We start from the raw sequence: 15,207 nt of genomic DNA, 5'->3' as shown, positions 1-15,207 counted from the left end.
CCTATTCTTTTTCAGGTCACTAACAAGCGAGACTGCCCGCCGGCAATGATGCCGTGGTGTTATTTGTTTATGGTCTTTCATGTCAGGGAATGTCGTATTTTAGAAACGGAGCTTTTCAGCCTTTAATAAGTAACGCCTGTTAATTTCTAATGACGGGTAAAATATGAAAAAAATATTTGGTTTGGCCGTGGGTATCGCGTGCCTGGTTGCCAGTGTGGGTGCCTATGCCACACCTAAGCCGACCGGTAACCTGATCGTCAAAGGCACCATCATTCCGGCGGCTTGCAGTATGAGCGTGAGCGCCGGCGGGGTTATCGACTATGGCACGATTCGCGCTACTGAATTGTCCCAGACGAATTTCAACCCACGTGAGGAGCGTTCCACTTCCCTGGTCGTCAACTGCGGTACTACGCCTGCCAGGTTTTTCTTGTCTGTTACTGACTTGCGGTCCTCCAGCAAAGTTGCCGGCATATTGGGCGCTGGCTACACCGAGGCCCAAAACTATGGTCTCGGTACGTCGGGTGGCAGGCGCATCGGCGGCTATTCGGTCACCCTCAGAAGCCTGACGTCCAGCGGTGTGGCGCTTTCGCCGATCGTACGCTCGAGCGCCTCGGCCGCCTGGCAAGCCAGCGACGGCAAGGTTACCCAGACACCTAGCCAGCATTCCTGGCGTAACGGCGTTGTCAATGCACCAGCTCCGATCTCTCAGCTAAGCGGTATTATTGCCGTCAAAGCGGTTATCAATCGCGCAAGCGATCTGAACCTCACCGGTAATGTGGCGTTGGATGGTCACGCGACGCTGATTTTGGATTACATCTAAACGTTTGAACAACAGTCGATAACGAAGCAGAGGCAGTCAGGGGGCCTCTTATTAGTTGTCGACTGTTTTCATGTGGCTGTGCAATGACGCGTGTTCATTTGTTTATGAATGTTCCAGGGAGAATTCGGTGAACGGTCTTTCCAAATCAATTGTTTTCATATTTTTCTGTATGGCTCTGCTGCTGTATGGCGTAGCCCATGCAGACGGTATGTTGCCTGAAACAACGGTTGTCATTCTTTATGAAGAGAACGGCGAAGCCACGATCAATATAAAAAACACTGATCCAACCCCCGCATTACTGCACTCCGTTATTGAAAATGTGCCCGAGGATCTTGAAACCCTGTTGATTGTCACCCCGCCCATTGCTCGCGTGGAGCCAGGGGAAACGCAACTGGTCCGGTTTATCAGCACCCTGAAGACGCCCCTCAAGACTCAGCGTTTGAAGCGCGTGTCGTTCGAGGGGATTCCCCAGGCACGTGAGCCTGGTGGTGCGACCATTGGTATCACCCTGCGTCAAAACTTGCCGCTGATCCTGCACCCGGCAGGTTTGCCCCGGCACCAGGCACCTTGGGAACTGCTCAAGTGGAAGCGCCAGGGGGACCGCTTGAGCGTGCATAACGACAGTGCTTATGTGGTGCGCATGGGATTGGAGGTGCAGCTTAATCCGCTGAAACAAACCGGCTTGCTGCCACGCACTTATATCCTGCCCGGTGAGGTATTGACGCTCAAGACCGAAGGGCCGACGGGAGCGGTGTCCTCGGTGGTGTTGCAGCCGGCCACGACCTTTGGGTTTGCTGTCGATGCCTACCAGGCAGATGTTCTGGTTCATGAGCGTTAAGCGTTCGATGGTTGGCCTGACGGTCCGTCGCCCTGGGCTTTTCATGGGGCTGGCGGCCTTGTGGGGTGCCCCCGGTTTTGCTTTGGCCGTCGAGTTGGGAGAGGGCTTTGATCTGGCTGTCTTGGCCAGTTATGGCATCGACCCCAAGGTTTCCGACTACTTTCGCAGTGCCGCGCGGTTTCGTGAGGGTAGGCAAGTAGTGGGGCTGCGGGTCAACGGGAATTCCCTGGGGTTGGTCGAGGCTCGTTTCGATTATCAGGGGCAGCTGTGTTTTACCCAGGGTTTACTGGAGAAGGCTGGCCTTAAAGTGCCCTCGGCGATCCTGCAATCGGGCATCTCGGCCGATCAGGCCTGTCACGATTTCATCGGCGAGTTCCCCGCGACCATCGTCAGACTGCAGCCGGGCAGCGAGGAGGTGGTGCTGGTTGTGCCGACCCAGTCCCTGCGTGAGCCAGAATGGGAAGGGGGGAATTTTTCCGAGGGCGGTGCGGCGGCGTTGTTCAACTACGATGTGCTTGGGTTTCAGAACCAGTCGCGCAGTGGCCCCAGTCGGTTCGTTTCAGCTTATACCGAGGCGGGATTCAACCTGGGTAATTGGGTGGTCCGCAGCCGGCAGTTCTACATCGTTGATAACGGCAAAAGCAGCAGCGAGCATGTGCAGGCCTACGCCCAGCGTGATATCGCGGCGTTGCAGTCAACTTTCCAAGTGGGCCAGATCTCTACCCGAAGCCCGGTGTTCGGTGGGATTCAGCTATCGGGGTTACAGCTGTTTCCTGATGGCGTCTCCCGCGCCGGCGCCAGTAATGGCGTGGTGGTGGAGGGGTTAGCCCACAGCCAGGCGCGTGTCGAGGTGCGCCAGTCCGGTGCGCTGATCCATACCACGCTGGTGCCGGAAGGGCCGTTCAGCCTGACAGGCTTGCCTTTGCTCAATGGCACCAGCGATCTGGAGGTCAGCGTTATCGGCACTCGGGGCGGCACACGCAGTTTCGTGGTGCCGGCGGCTTCCTTTGGTGCGGCTATTGCCGTAACCCCAGGCTTTGACTTCGCCCTTGGCAAGGTACGTGAACAACTGAGCGGGGCCCGCGAGGCGCCGACTGTCGTCATGGGCAGCGGCACCTGGGGGCTCGGCCGGCAGTCATCCCTGGGGTTCGGTTTATTGAGTACCGATGAGTACCAGTCGGCCGGCGGCACTATGAGCAGTGTGTTTTTCCAGCGGGTGACCGTCAGTGCCCGGCAAAACATCTCGCGCGATGGTGAAGCGGGTGTGAACGGCAGCCGCAGTGCAGTATCCCTGAGCAGCCCGTTGGTGGCGGGTGCTGAGATGAGCCTCAGTGCGACGACCCAAAGCCAAGGCTACCGCGATGTCCTCGAAGCAGGCCGGCGCTTGAAAAAAGACGATCTGCACACTCGTTTCCAGAATCAGTACACGGCGGGGCTCAATTGGGCTGAGCCGACCCTGGGCGCCTTTTCGCTCAGCTACACGCGCAGTACGCAGTTTGACGGCCAGCTTGCCGAACATGTATTTGCCTCGTGGAGCAAGGGTTTCAGGCAGGTCGATGTGGCGTTGATCGCCGACTCGCAGGTGGGCGTCTCGCGGCGGCGCAAGGTCGCAAGCCGTGAGCGTGGCATGCGCGATGAGGTATCGCCGGAAGGGCTGTCCTTGCGCCTGCAGGTCACGGTGCCCTTGGGTGATGATCGCCGCCTGACGTCCTATGCCAGTCGCCGCAATGGCCGCGCCGATATGGGCACGGCGTTGTCCGAGCGGGTCAATGAATATGTGAACTACGAAGTGGGGGTTGAGCGGGATCTGCAGGAGCGCCAGCAAGCGGTTCGCGCGAATGTGGACGTGATGCCGCGTTACACCCGTGTGGGCCTGGGCGTGAATCGCACGCCCACGAGCACCAGCTACAGCGGGCAACTGCAGGGGGCCGTGGTGGCTCACGAGCGCGGCCTGACCTTTTCCCCCTACGCCGTGCAGGACACCTTTGGTGTGCTTTCGGTGGGCGAAGTGTCGGCGGCCAAGGTTTCGACCCCACAAGGCCCGGTATGGACTGACTACCGTGGGCATGCAGTGATTCCCGGCTTGCCGGCCTATACCACCAGCCACCTGGAAGTGCAGACCCAGTCCTTGCCCAAGCGGGTCGATCTCAAGAATGGCACCAAAATCCTCGCCGTTGGGCGCGGTTCATTCAATACCGTGGATTTCCAGGTGGTGAATGTTCGCCGGGTATTGCTTGAGGTGCGCGATGAGCAAGGCACATCTCTGCCCCAGGGCTCTGCGGTGTTCGGCCCGGATAACACCTACCTGACCAATGTGGTGGGTGAGGGCCTGATCTTTTTGAACAACATGGATGACGGGCAAATCCTCAGCGTTTCGCCGCCGGGCTCTACCCGCGCGTGCCTGCTGCATCTGAACCTTGAGTCGCAATCCACAGAGGACAAACTCTATGAAACGGCTTCGGCGGTCTGTCGTGCCCAATGAATCAGTGCAATACACCCTGCGTCGACTGTGCCTGGGCGTTAGCTTGCTGTTGTTCATACTCGCGATAGCGGCCCCGGATGCTTCGGCGAATGACTGCCGCCTTTCCCTCAGCCAGCCAAGGGTCGATTACGGCGTGCTTAGACGCACAGAACTGCTGGACGAGGGGATCAGAAGCCGGCCCATCATGTTGGGCAAGCGAACCCTGCAATTGAGCGTCGTGTGTGCCCAGCCCGGGGCTGTCGCCTTGCGCTTTACGGGTGTTCCTGCAGGGGCGCAAGGCTATCGATTCGGCCGCCAGGGCAGCTTCACCCTGGCCCTCAGGCATGCCCAGGTCGATGGTCGCGCCGTCGAACTCAACTCGGCGCAATCAACAGACATGTCTACGTCGGGGCTTTTATTGCCCGGCCACGTATTGATTGCCAAAGCCAGTGGTCTGCCGCTGACCGGCACACGCTTTTCAGCGCTGGTGGAGATCGACACTTACCTGCCACCCGATGCCTTTTCTGTGCGACGCGAGACTGTCTTTGAAGGTCAGGGGCACTTTGAATGGTTGCCCGGCGGCTAATCGATCAACCCGGGTGCTCCACCGAGCCGATGAAATTGGCGAGTTCCGGCGTCTTTGGGTTGGCGAACAAGGTCTTGGGGTCGCCCACTTCATGCACCTTGCCCTGGTGCATGAACACCAGCTTGTCCCCGACTTCCCGGGCAAAGCGCATTTCGTGGGTCACCATGATCAGGGTCATGCCGTCCTTGGCCAGTTGGCGCACCACGCTGAGCACTTCATTGACCAGCTCCGGGTCCAGCGCCGAGGTGATTTCATCGCACAGCAGCACCTTGGGCGACATGGCCAGCGCACGGGCAATGGCCACCCGTTGTTGCTGGCCGCCGGACAGGCGATCAGGGAAGGCGTCGAACTTTTCCCCCAGCCCGACCCGTTCCAGCATCTGCCGGGCAAGCTGGGCGGCTTTGGCCTTGGGCACTTTCTGCACCACTTGTGGCGCGAGCATGACGTTCTCGCCCACGGTCAGGTGTGGGAACAGGTTGAACTGCTGGAACACCATGCCGACTTTCTGCCGCAGGCTACGCAGGTCGGCGCGGGCGGCGTCGAGGTATTCACCATCGACTTCAATCACGCCGTCGTTGATCGATTCCAGGCCATTGAGGGTACGCAGCAAGGTGGATTTGCCCGAGCCGCTGCGGCCGATGATCGCCACCACCTGGCCTTCTTCAACGGTCAGGTCGATGCCTTTGAGTACATGGTGATCGCCGTAATACTTATGCAGGGCGGAAATTCTAAGCAGAGGCATGCAGTCTCCTTTCCAGGTAGCGCGCACTGAGGGACAAGGGGTAGCAGAGCAGGAAGTAACCGAGCGCCACCAGGCCGTAGACCATAAAGGGCTCGAAGGTAGCGTTGGCGAGCATGCCGCCGGTTTTGGTCAGCTCGGTAAAGCCGATGATCGAGGTCACGGCCGTGCCTTTGACCACCTGCACCGAGAAGCCCACGGTGGGCGCCACGGCAATGCGCAGGGCTTGCGGCAGGATCACGTAGCGCAGTTGTTCAAGCGGGTTAAGCGCCAGGCTGGCCGAGGCTTCCCATTGCCCGTGGGCAATCGATTCGACGCAGCCGCGCCAGATCTCGGCCAGGTAAGCACTGGTGAACAGGGTCAAGGCAATCGCCGCCGCCAGCCACGGCGAGATATCCACACCCAGCAGCGCGATGCCGAAAAACACCAGGAACAGCTGCATCAACAGCGGCGTGCCCTGGAACAACTCGATGTAGGTGCGCGCGACATTGCGCGGGAAAGCTTTGCGGCTGATGCGCATGGTCATCACCAACAAACCGATAACGCCGCCGCCGACAAACGCCACCAGCGACAGCAGCAAGGTCCATTGCAGGCCGGTGGCGAGGTTGCGCACGATGTCCCAGAAGGAGAAATCACTCATCGACTGTTCCTCATCACAAACCTGCGGCCTATCCAGTTGAGCAACTGGCGAATCATCAAGGCCATGCACAGGTACACCAGAGTGGTCAGTGCGTAGGTTTCAAACGCGCGGAAGTTGCGCGACTGGATAAAGTTGGCGGCAAAGCTCAGCTCTTCGGTGGCGATCTGCGAGCACACTGCCGAGCCGAGCATCACGATGATGATCTGGCTGCTCAGGGCCGGCCATACCTTGCCCAGTGCCGGCAGCAGCACCACATGACGGAACGCCTCGAAACGCGTCATTGCCAGTGCCGCTGCGGCCTCCAGTTGGCCACTTGGGACTGCCTGGATGCCCGCGCGGATGATCTCGGTGGAGTACGCCCCCAGGTTGATCACCATCGCCAACACGGCAGCTTGCCACTCGGTGATTTTCAGCCCCAGGGATGGCAGGCCGAAGAAGATGAAGAACAACTGCACCAGAAACGGCGTGTTGCGGATCAACTCGACATACACCCCGAAGATCCAGGAAAACGGCTGGATCTTCCAGGCCCGCACCACGGCGCCGACGGTGCCCAAGGCTACCCCGAGAATCGCGCCGATAGCCGTCAGCTCAAGGGTGAACAGCGCGCCGCGCAACAGCAGGTCGGTATTGGCCAGCACCGGCACAAAGTCAAATTGATACGCCATGAATCAGCTCCGCCTCACAGATCGGCAGGCAGCGGCTCTTTAAGCCACTGCATCGCGTTCTTTTCCAGGCTGCCATCGGCCTTGGCCGCGACCAGGATCTGGTTGACCTTCTCCAGCAGGGCCGGCTCGTTTTTGTTCACGCCCACGTACACCGGCGAATCCTTGAGTTTTACCTTCAGCTCCAGCCCGCGTTTATTGCTGCGTTCGCTGATGGCCACCATCACCACATTGCCGCTGGCGATCAGGTCCACCTGGCCGGCCAGGTAGGCGGCGATGGTTGAGTTGTTGTCTTCGAAGCGCTTGATCGTGGCTTCCTTGGGGGCGACGGCGGTCAGCTCGATGTCTTCAATGGCGCCGCGGGTCACGCTGATGGTCTTGCCCTTGAGGTCATCGGTGGTGTGGATGGCCGCATCAGGTGGGCCGAACACAGCGAGGTAGAACGGTGCGTAGGCCTTGGAGAAGTCGATGACCTTTTCACGTTCGGCGTTCTTGCCCAGGCTGGAAATCACCAGGTCGACCTTGCCGGTAGTAAGGAACGGGATACGGTTGGTGCTGTTGACCGGGGTCAGTTCCAGCTTGACCTTGAGCTGGTCAGCCAGCAGCTTGGCGGTGTCGATGTCCAGGCCACGGGGTTTCATGTCCGGGCCAACCGAGCCGAACGGCGGGAAGTCCTGGGGCACGGCAACCTTGAGGGTGCCACGAGCGACGATATCGTCCAGACCGTTGGCATGGGCGGGTGCCTGGCTCAGCATCAGGCTGGCAAACAGGGCAGTAAGCAGGGCGCTGTAGCGCTTGGTCATGGCAACTCTCCGGGGAAGGGCGCGGGAATATTCTGTTTCGAGCCATTGCACGGCCCATGCCATCACGGCACCAATGGCCCGGAACGCTGGGATTTGTTGAGTTCTGGTGGTCTTACTGGTCTGAACAGTGGGCAGGGTTTTTGCACCTTTTTCGAGCGCCGGCAAAACCCCGCGAGCCCCTTTGGGGCGTGGCTTGCCGCCGGCTTCGAATAGCTTTACAACTAGCCGCTCCGTTGACTGCAACCTTGAGTTTTTTATGAATTCCATCGCCCAAGCCGTACCGGAAGCGGCCCTGCAGGCCATCCGCAAACTGATCAAGGAACAGGGCTTTGCAGCGGGTGACGCATTGCCGTCCCAGCGCGACCTGGCGGTGCAGTTGGGCGTCAGCCGGGCATCGTTGCGCGAGGCGTTGTCGTCGCTAAGTGCCTTGGGCGTGGTGAGCGTGCAGCCGGGTAAAGGTGTGTTTGTGCAAGAGGTACAAGAGGCGCCGGGGTTTGCCTGGCCCTTCGCCGCGCAGGCCACGCCTTTGGACATCTTCCAGTTGCGCTACGCCCTGGAAGGGTTCGCCGCAGGGTTGGCGGCGATGACGTTGAGCCTCGATGAGTTGGACAGCCTGCAGGACAATGTGGAGGCGATGCGCAAAGTGCTCAAGGCCGGCGACTTCGAAGCCGCTGCCCGGCTGGACTTCGAGTTCCATCAACGGATCCTGCTGGCCAGCGGTAACCAGGCGATGGTGAGCATCCTGAGTGCCAGTGCCGAGGTGTTCCTGGAGAGCCAGAAGCTACCGTTCATCCGACCGGAACGGGCCATGGAGACCTGGCAAGAGCACCGCAGGATCCTGCGTGCCCTGGCCCGGCGCGCCAGTGCGGCGGCGCAGAAAACCATGCAGGAACACGTGCGCAATGCCGCGTTACGCACCGGCATCGCCTTCGTGACCCCCGTGACGCCGTGAGTGGGCTATACCCAAACTCATGCAGCGCCATAGCAAGACTCAATCAGAGGCGGCTTCCTGAACGGGGGAAGGGCGGCTATGATGGGCCACGTTTTTTTTGCTTACAATCCGGAGACATCCATGAGCAACGATCTTATCAAGCACGTCACCGACGCGACCTTTGAGGCCGAAGTACTCAAGGCTCAAGGCCCGGTACTGGTTGACTACTGGGCTGAATGGTGTGGCCCTTGCAAAATGATCGCCCCTGTTCTGGACGACATTGCGACCACTTACGAAGGCAAGCTGACCATTGCCAAGCTGAACATCGACGACAACCAGGAAACCCCGGCCAAGCACGGCGTGCGTGGTATCCCGACCCTGATGCTGTTCAAGAACGGCAACGTCGAAGCCACTAAAGTGGGCGCGCTGTCGAAGTCCCAGCTGCAAGCTTTCCTCGACGCGAACATCTAAGCGTCGTCAAAAAAGCCCCGCAAAATAGCGGGGCTTTTTCGTGAAACAGGGCTAGACGCTCCGAAATTCAGGTGGTACATTCGGCCCCGCACTGGTTTCTCCACTGCCCCCTGCAAGCCGTCGCCGACGCATTCCTTTTCGATTAGTACGCGATCCTGTCGCCTTCTCTGCGGCGCGGCCTCATTAAGCCAAAAGCTTAATTTCCCCCCTCCATAAATGATTACGTCATTCCTATATGAATCTGACTGAACTCAAGCAAAAGCCGATTACCGACCTGCTCCAATTGGCCGAAGAAATGGGCATAGAAAATATGGCCCGTTCGCGCAAGCAGGACGTGATTTTCTCCCTGCTCAAAAAGCACGCGAAAAGCGGCGAGGAAATCTCCGGTGATGGCGTGCTGGAGATTCTCCAGGACGGCTTCGGCTTCCTCCGCTCTGCAGACGCTTCCTATCTTGCCGGCCCAGACGATATCTACGTCTCGCCGAGCCAGATCCGTCGCTTCAACTTGCGCACCGGTGACACCATCGTCGGCAAGATCCGTCCTCCGAAGGAAGGCGAGCGTTATTTCGCCCTGCTCAAGGTCGACACGATCAACTTCGATCGTCCCGAGAACGCGAAGAACAAGATTCTCTTCGAGAACCTGACGCCGCTGTTCCCGACTGTGCGCATGAAGATGGAAGCCGGTAACGGCTCCACCGAAGACTTGACCGGTCGTGTCATCGACCTGTGCGCCCCGATCGGCAAAGGCCAGCGCGGCCTGATCGTTGCACCGCCGAAAGCCGGTAAGACCATCATGCTGCAGAACATTGCAGCGAACATCGCGCGTAACAACCCGGAAGTTCACCTGATCGTATTGCTGATCGATGAGCGCCCGGAAGAAGTGACCGAAATGCAGCGCACCGTGCGCGGCGAAGTGGTTGCCTCGACGTTTGATGAGCCGCCAACCCGCCACGTGCAGGTTGCCGAAATGGTGATCGAGAAGGCCAAGCGCCTGGTCGAACACAAGAAGGACGTGGTGATCCTGCTCGACTCCATCACCCGTCTGGCGCGTGCCTACAACACCGTGATCCCAAGCTCCGGCAAGGTACTCACCGGTGGTGTCGATGCCCACGCCCTGGAGAAACCAAAGCGTTTCTTCGGTGCTGCGCGGAACATCGAAGAAGGCGGCTCGCTGACCATTATCGCCACCGCGCTGGTTGAAACCGGCTCGAAGATGGACGAAGTGATCTACGAAGAGTTCAAGGGTACCGGCAACATGGAACTGCCCCTGGACCGTCGCATCGCTGAAAAGCGTGTGTTCCCTGCGATCAACATCAACCGCTCCGGCACCCGCCGTGAAGAGTTGCTGACCGCCGACGACGAACTGCAGCGCATGTGGATCCTGCGCAAGCTGCTGCACCCGATGGACGAAGTAGCCGCCATCGAGTTCCTGATCGACAAGCTGAAAACCACCAAGACCAACGACGAGTTCTTCCTGTCGATGAAGCGTAAGTAATACGACGTTTCAGGTCCAAAAAATGGCGCCCCTCGGGGCGCCATTTTTTTTGCATCGGAAAAGAGAGATTTGTGCGGTAATAGTGTCAGTTAAGAAACAAAAAGGCTGAGCGTGGCTACGCTCATCTCCATTCGAATCAGGCTGATCTACGATTTATGACCGCTCTTGCTTACCGAAGAGACATTGATGGCCTGCGCGCCATTGCTGTCCTCGCTGTCGTGCTGTTCCATTTTGGTGTTCCTGGTATTACTGGCGGTTTTGTCGGCGTTGATGTGTTCTTCGTGATTTCAGGCTTCCTGATTACCTCGATCATCTGGCGCGAACGTGAAGCCGGGCGTTTCAGCTTTGTCGATTTCTGGGCGCGACGAGCCCGGCGTATCCTGCCTGCGTTGCTTGTGATGATGTTCACCTCATTGGTGGCCGGCTGGTTCCTGATGGCGCCCAAAGATTACTCAGAGCTTGGGCGCTCGATACACAATCAGGTTATTTTCATCTCCAATCTGTTCTTCATGCGTCAGGACGGTTACTTCGACACGGCCTCCGATATGAAGCCGATGTTGCACACCTGGTCGCTGTCGGTTGAAGAGCAGTTCTACATCGCCTTCCCACTCTTGCTGGCGCTGTTGTCGAGCCGGCTGAAGCAATGGCGTGGCGCCTTGTTTGTGTTGCTGCTGGTGTCGTTTGCGGCGAGCGTGTGGGCCGTGGCCCATGAGCCGGACAAAGCCTTCTTCCTGCTGCCCATGCGTGCCTGGGAATTGTTGGCCGGGTCCATGCTGGCTGTGATGCCAATGCGGGCTCAGCGGGTAAGTCCCACGCTTGCGCAAGCCATCAGTCTGTTCAGCCTGGGCCTGATTCTGGTGGCGGTATTAGGTTACGACGCCAGCACCGCTTTCCCTGGCGCTGCGGCCTTGTTGCCGGTATTGGGTGTGGTGGGCTTGATTTGGGCTAACGGCCAACACACCACCTGGGTAGGCCGCTTGCTGGGCAGCCGAGTGTTGGTCGGCATTGGGCTGATTTCCTATTCGTGGTACCTGTGGCACTGGCCGGTGCTGGTGTTTGGCAAGTACGCGAGTATTTTTGGGCTTTCGTCCTGGGCGCTGGCGGGTCTGTTCGTCTTGAGCCTGGTACTGGGTTACGCGTCCTGGCGGTTCGTCGAGGGACCGTTTCGCGAGCGGCGCCTGCTGGCGGGTCGTCGGTCGATCCTGATTGCAGGCGTGGTCGGTCTCGCTGGCCTGGGCCTGATCGGCAAAGGCCTGGTGTGGTCGGATGGGTTTGCATCGCGGCTGTCGCCCCAGGCGTTGCAGTTCGCCCAGGCGCATACCTGGAGCCCTACGCTCATGAGCTGCCTGTCGGATGACAAGAAAGACCCGAACCGCAAACTCTGCCATTTTGGCCCGCAGGCGAGTGCTGCCCGCGCATTGGTCTGGGGCGACAGCCATGCCTCGGCACTCATTCCAGCGTTGAATGACGGCTCGCGCAAGTACGACTTCGGCATCACCCAGGCCGGTTACGCCGGTTGCCTGCCGTTCAACCGCAAAGAAAACACCCCAGGCTGCCGGGCGTTCAACGAACGTGTCACCCAATTGTTGAGCAAGGAACCGTTCAGTGATGTGGTGCTGGTAGCCCGCTGGAGCCTGTACGTTTATGGCCAACGCTCCGGCGACACCGGCGCTTCCCTTCATGACCCGCAGACTGGCAAGTACGACCGCGCCGTCGCTGAACGACTGTTTGCCGAGGGTGTGAGTGCGCTGGTGCAGCAACTGCGCGCCAGCGGGCACAGGGTGTGGCTGGTCAAGGAGGTGCCGCTGCAGGCATTCAACGTGCCTTACCGGCTCAGCCGCCTGGCGATGCTGGGGCGCCCTACCGACCGCGAAGGCTTGCCCCTGGCCGAGCACATCGAGCGCCAGGCCTATATCAGCAGCGTCTTTGAGCGCATCGCCGCGGCCGACCCCGGTGTGCAGCTCATGGACCCTGCGCCCAAGCTGTGCGAGACCAACGGCTGGTGCCGGGTCGAACGCGACGGCCAGTCGCTGTATACCGATGACAACCATCTCTCGGCCGTAGGCACGCGCTATGTGGAAGGGTTCCTTGAGCCCTTCTTCCACGCCATGCGTAATGCGTCCGTTGAGTCGAGTGTGAGTCGCAATGACGTGCAATAAGCTGCCAGCGCTCTTAAGAGCAGGTAGGATGTACGCCTATTTTACGGGTGGCATGGTTAATGAAATTCAAGGATCTTCGGGATTTCGTGCAGCAACTTGAGCAGCGCGGAGAGTTGAAACGTATCCAGGTGCCGATTTCCCCGGTGCTGGAAATGACTGAGATTTGCGACCGCACCTTGCGCAACAAGGGCCCGGCGCTGCTGTTCGAAAACCCGACCGGTTTTGATATCCCGGTGCTCGGCAACCTGTTCGGCACGCCCGACCGCGTTGCGTTCGGTATGGGCGCCGAGTCGGTCAGCGAGCTGCGCGAGATCGGCAAGCTGCTGGCGTTCCTCAAGGAGCCCGAGCCGCCCAAGGGCTTGAAGGACGCCTGGTCGAAGCTGCCGATCTTTCGCAAGATCATTGCCATGGCGCCCAAAGTGGTCAAGGACGCGGTGTGTCAGGAAGTGGTCATCGAAGGCGATGACGTCGACCTGGGCATGCTGCCGGTGCAGACCTGCTGGCCGGGCGACGTCGGCCCGCTGATCACTTGGGGGCTGACCGTCACCAAAGGCCCGAACAAGGATCGCCAGAACCTGGGGATCTACCGTCAGCAAGTGATCGGCCGCAACAAGGTGATCATGCGTTGGCTGAGCCACCGTGGCGGCGCGCTGGACTTCCGTGAGTGGTGCGAAAAGCACCCTGGCAAGCCGTTCCCGGTGTCCGTGGCCCTGGGCGCCGACCCGGCGACCATCCTTGGTGCCGTGACACCGGTACCCGACAGCCTGTCCGAATATGCCTTCGCCGGTCTGCTGCGCGGCAACCGCACCGAGCTGGTGAAGTGCCGTGGCAACGACCTGCAAGTGCCGGCCACCGCTGAAATCATCCTCGAAGGCGTGATTCATCCGGGCGAAATGGCCGATGAAGGCCCTTACGGCGACCACACTGGCTACTACAACGAAGTCGACAGCTTCCCGGTGTTCACCGTCGAGCGCATCACCCACCGGATCAAACCGATCTACCACAGCACCTACACCGGCCGTCCGCCGGATGAGCCGGCCATTCTCGGTGTGGCGCTCAACGAAGTGTTCGTGCCGATCCTGCAAAAGCAGTTCCCGGAAATTACCGACTTCTACCTGCCGCCCGAGGGCTGCTCGTACCGTATGGCCATCGTGACCATGAAGAAGTCGTACCCAGGCCATGCCAAGCGGGTAATGCTCGGTGTGTGGTCGTTTTTGCGACAATTCATGTACACCAAGTTCGTTATCGTCACCGACGACGACATCAATGCCCGGGACTGGAACGACGTGATCTGGGCCATCACCACGCGCATGGACCCCAAGCGCGACACGGTGATGATCGACAACACGCCCATCGACTACCTCGACTTTGCTTCGCCGGTATCCGGCCTGGGTTCGAAGATGGGCCTGGATGCCACCCACAAATGGCCGGGTGAGACCACCCGCGAATGGGGCCGGGTGATCGTCAAGGATGAAGCCGTCACCGCACGTGTTGATGCGATCTGGAAAGAATTGGGAATAGATTGATGCGTGTAACCCTGCAACCTTCCGGCGCCGTATTGGAGCTGGTCCCTGGCGAGCGAATCCTCGAAGGCGCGCGCCGCCTGGGCTACGAGTGCCCACAGGCGTGTCGCAATGGCGTGTGCCATGTGTGCGCCGCGCTGCTGGTGGAAGGCCGGGTGCAGCAAGCCGGTGAGGTGCGTGACCATGGTGAGTTCTACACTTGCATCGCCGAACCGCTGGAAGATTGCATTGTGTTGTGGGATGGCGTGCTGGCGCCGGGAGAGTTGCCGTTGCGCAAGTTGTCGTGCCAATTAAGTGAATGCGTGGAGGTCGGTGGCGATGTATGGCGCGTGCGCCTGCGCGCGCCGGCCGGCAAGGCGGTGCGTTACCACGCCGGGCAATACCTGATGATCGAGCGCGATAACGGCGATAAATCGGCGTTTTCCCTGGCCTCGGCGCCCCATTCCGGGCGCGAGCTGGAACTGCATGTGCTGGTGCGCGAGGACAGTGCGCGCACTCTGATCGAGCAGTTGCAGCGTAACCAGATGGCCCGTGTTGAACTGCCGTTTGGTGATACGCACTTGGCTGAACTGCCGGACGGGCCGCTGGTGCTGATCGCCGCCGGCACCGGCATGGCGCAGATGCACAGCCTTATCGAACATTGCCGCGCTTCAGGCTTCAAGCACCCGGTGCATCTGTATTGGGGCGTGCGCCGCCCGGAAGACTTCTACGAAATCGAACACTGGGACCAATGGCAGCAACTGCCCAACCTGTTCCTGCACAAAGTGGTCAGCGACCTGTGCGGTTGGGAAGGGCGCTGCGGGCTGCTGCATGAGGCCGTGTGTGAAGACATCAGCGACCTCAAGGCCGTGCATGTCTACGCCAGTGGTTCGCCGGCGATGATCTATGGGACTTTGGATGCTTTGGTGGACGCAGGCATGGATGCGCACCAGATGCGCGCCGATGTGTTTGCCTACGCGCCACGGCCTTGAAGCCTTGAGCTGAACGAGTGTGGGAGCTGGCTTGCCTGCGATAGCGGTGTGTCAGTTGCCGGTGTGTTAGCTGACCCACCGCTATCGCAGGCAAGCCAGCTCCCACAT

General features: G+C 59.7%; 14 protein-coding genes. 10 read left to right on the top strand and 4 right to left on the bottom strand.

The genetic code is table 11. The features are described 5' to 3' along the window. Positions 1-163 precede the first annotated feature (163 nt). From K0H48_RS26635 to K0H48_RS26620, 4 genes are all read left to right on the top strand, one after another. Positions 164-820, top strand: coding sequence for a DUF1120 domain-containing protein (locus tag K0H48_RS26635; protein WP_219269985.1), 657 nt, complete (start codon positions 164-166; stop codon positions 818-820). Positions 821-947: 127 nt separating this feature from the next. Beyond that, positions 948-1,658, top strand: a complete 711-nt coding sequence (locus K0H48_RS26630; protein WP_368862202.1) for a fimbria/pilus chaperone family protein — start codon at positions 948-950, stop codon at positions 1,656-1,658. Continuing rightward, positions 1,648-4,140 (top strand): fimbria/pilus outer membrane usher protein, encoded by a 2,493-nt coding sequence (locus K0H48_RS26625; protein WP_257627108.1) that lies wholly within the window; start codon positions 1,648-1,650, stop codon positions 4,138-4,140. Before K0H48_RS26630 ends, K0H48_RS26625 begins: the two co-directional genes overlap by 11 nt. Continuing rightward, the gene (locus K0H48_RS26620; RefSeq protein ID WP_219269982.1) at positions 4,106-4,705 is read left to right on the top strand and encodes a hypothetical protein; all 600 of its coding nucleotides are present in this window, start codon (positions 4,106-4,108) and stop codon (positions 4,703-4,705) included. Before K0H48_RS26625 ends, K0H48_RS26620 begins: the two co-directional genes overlap by 35 nt. 4 nt (positions 4,706-4,709) lie before the next feature. Here the strand turns inward: K0H48_RS26620 and K0H48_RS26615 are convergent, their stop codons facing one another. Genes K0H48_RS26615 through K0H48_RS26600 form a run of 4 tightly spaced genes read right to left on the bottom strand, consistent with a single transcriptional unit; the run spans position 4,710 to position 7,549 of the window. Continuing rightward, positions 4,710-5,447, bottom strand: a complete 738-nt coding sequence (locus K0H48_RS26615; protein WP_219269980.1) for an amino acid ABC transporter ATP-binding protein — start codon at positions 5,445-5,447, stop codon at positions 4,710-4,712. Next, positions 5,434-6,084, bottom strand: coding sequence for an amino acid ABC transporter permease (locus tag K0H48_RS26610; protein WP_138813366.1), 651 nt, complete (start codon positions 6,082-6,084; stop codon positions 5,434-5,436). The genes K0H48_RS26615 and K0H48_RS26610 overlap by 14 nt, the downstream gene beginning before the upstream one ends. Beyond that, a complete protein-coding gene (locus tag K0H48_RS26605; protein WP_200433083.1) occupies positions 6,081-6,749 on the bottom strand; it encodes an amino acid ABC transporter permease in 669 nt (222 codons plus the stop codon). Before K0H48_RS26605 ends, K0H48_RS26610 begins: the two co-directional genes overlap by 4 nt. A 14-nt stretch (positions 6,750-6,763) precedes the next feature. Then, positions 6,764-7,549 carry a transporter substrate-binding domain-containing protein gene (locus K0H48_RS26600; protein ID WP_138813368.1) on the bottom strand — a complete coding sequence of 262 codons (786 nt, stop codon included), beginning with the start codon at positions 7,547-7,549 and terminating at the stop codon, positions 6,764-6,766. A 256-nt stretch (positions 7,550-7,805) separates the two neighbouring features. On the opposite strand from K0H48_RS26600, the gene K0H48_RS26595 reads away from it, so the two are divergent. The 6 genes from K0H48_RS26595 (at position 7,806) to K0H48_RS26570 (ending at position 15,099) form a co-directional block, all read left to right on the top strand. Next, positions 7,806-8,501, top strand: coding sequence for a FadR/GntR family transcriptional regulator (locus tag K0H48_RS26595; RefSeq protein WP_219269978.1), 696 nt, complete (start codon positions 7,806-7,808; stop codon positions 8,499-8,501). Positions 8,502-8,621: 120 nt separating this feature from the next. Next, positions 8,622-8,951, top strand: coding sequence for a thioredoxin TrxA (gene trxA, locus K0H48_RS26590; RefSeq protein WP_003213989.1), 330 nt, complete (start codon positions 8,622-8,624; stop codon positions 8,949-8,951). Positions 8,952-9,186: 235 nt separating this feature from the next. Next, positions 9,187-10,446: a transcription termination factor Rho gene (gene rho, locus K0H48_RS26585; protein ID WP_003176825.1), complete on the top strand. Its 1,260-nt coding sequence runs from the start codon at positions 9,187-9,189 to the stop codon at positions 10,444-10,446. A gap of 155 nt (positions 10,447-10,601) precedes the next feature. After that, positions 10,602-12,605 carry an acyltransferase family protein gene (locus K0H48_RS26580; RefSeq protein ID WP_219269976.1) on the top strand — a complete coding sequence of 668 codons (2,004 nt, stop codon included), beginning with the start codon at positions 10,602-10,604 and terminating at the stop codon, positions 12,603-12,605. A 59-nt stretch (positions 12,606-12,664) separates the two neighbouring features. After that, positions 12,665-14,131: a 4-hydroxy-3-polyprenylbenzoate decarboxylase gene (gene ubiD / locus K0H48_RS26575; RefSeq protein ID WP_056860766.1), complete on the top strand. Its 1,467-nt coding sequence runs from the start codon at positions 12,665-12,667 to the stop codon at positions 14,129-14,131. Further along, the gene (locus K0H48_RS26570) at positions 14,131-15,099 is read left to right on the top strand and encodes a CDP-6-deoxy-delta-3,4-glucoseen reductase (protein ID WP_219269974.1); all 969 of its coding nucleotides are present in this window, start codon (positions 14,131-14,133) and stop codon (positions 15,097-15,099) included. Before ubiD ends, K0H48_RS26570 begins: the two co-directional genes overlap by 1 nt. Positions 15,100-15,207 lie beyond the last annotated feature (108 nt).

It is taken from the genome of Pseudomonas sp. Xaverov 259 (assembly GCF_019352915.1).
In the GTDB taxonomy this organism is placed as follows: Bacteria; Pseudomonadota; Gammaproteobacteria; order Pseudomonadales; family Pseudomonadaceae; genus Aquipseudomonas.
This window is presented reverse-complemented; position numbering and strand designations above follow the sequence as displayed.

Bases quoted from the DNA above. Each gene is read 5' to 3' on its own strand.
- K0H48_RS26635 (WP_219269985.1), top strand. From the start codon at position 164: ATGAAAAAAATATTTGGTTTGGCCGTGGGTATCGCGTGCCTGGTTGCC.
- K0H48_RS26625 (WP_257627108.1), top strand. From the start codon at position 1,648: ATGAGCGTTAAGCGTTCGATGGTTGGCCTGACGGTCCGTCGCCCTGGG.
- K0H48_RS26620 (WP_219269982.1), top strand. From the start codon at position 4,106: ATGAAACGGCTTCGGCGGTCTGTCGTGCCCAATGAATCAGTGCAATAC.
- K0H48_RS26615 (WP_219269980.1), bottom strand. From the start codon at position 5,447: ATGCCTCTGCTTAGAATTTCCGCCCTGCATAAGTATTACGGCGATCAC.
- K0H48_RS26610 (WP_138813366.1), bottom strand. From the start codon at position 6,084: ATGAGTGATTTCTCCTTCTGGGACATCGTGCGCAACCTCGCCACCGGC.
- K0H48_RS26605 (WP_200433083.1), bottom strand. From the start codon at position 6,749: ATGGCGTATCAATTTGACTTTGTGCCGGTGCTGGCCAATACCGACCTG.
- K0H48_RS26600 (WP_138813368.1), bottom strand. From the start codon at position 7,549: ATGACCAAGCGCTACAGCGCCCTGCTTACTGCCCTGTTTGCCAGCCTG.
- K0H48_RS26595 (WP_219269978.1), top strand. From the start codon at position 7,806: ATGAATTCCATCGCCCAAGCCGTACCGGAAGCGGCCCTGCAGGCCATC.
- trxA (WP_003213989.1), top strand. From the start codon at position 8,622: ATGAGCAACGATCTTATCAAGCACGTCACCGACGCGACCTTTGAGGCC.
- rho (WP_003176825.1), top strand. From the start codon at position 9,187: ATGAATCTGACTGAACTCAAGCAAAAGCCGATTACCGACCTGCTCCAA.
- K0H48_RS26580 (WP_219269976.1), top strand. From the start codon at position 10,602: ATGACCGCTCTTGCTTACCGAAGAGACATTGATGGCCTGCGCGCCATT.
- ubiD (WP_056860766.1), top strand. From the start codon at position 12,665: ATGAAATTCAAGGATCTTCGGGATTTCGTGCAGCAACTTGAGCAGCGC.
- K0H48_RS26570 (WP_219269974.1), top strand. From the start codon at position 14,131: ATGCGTGTAACCCTGCAACCTTCCGGCGCCGTATTGGAGCTGGTCCCT.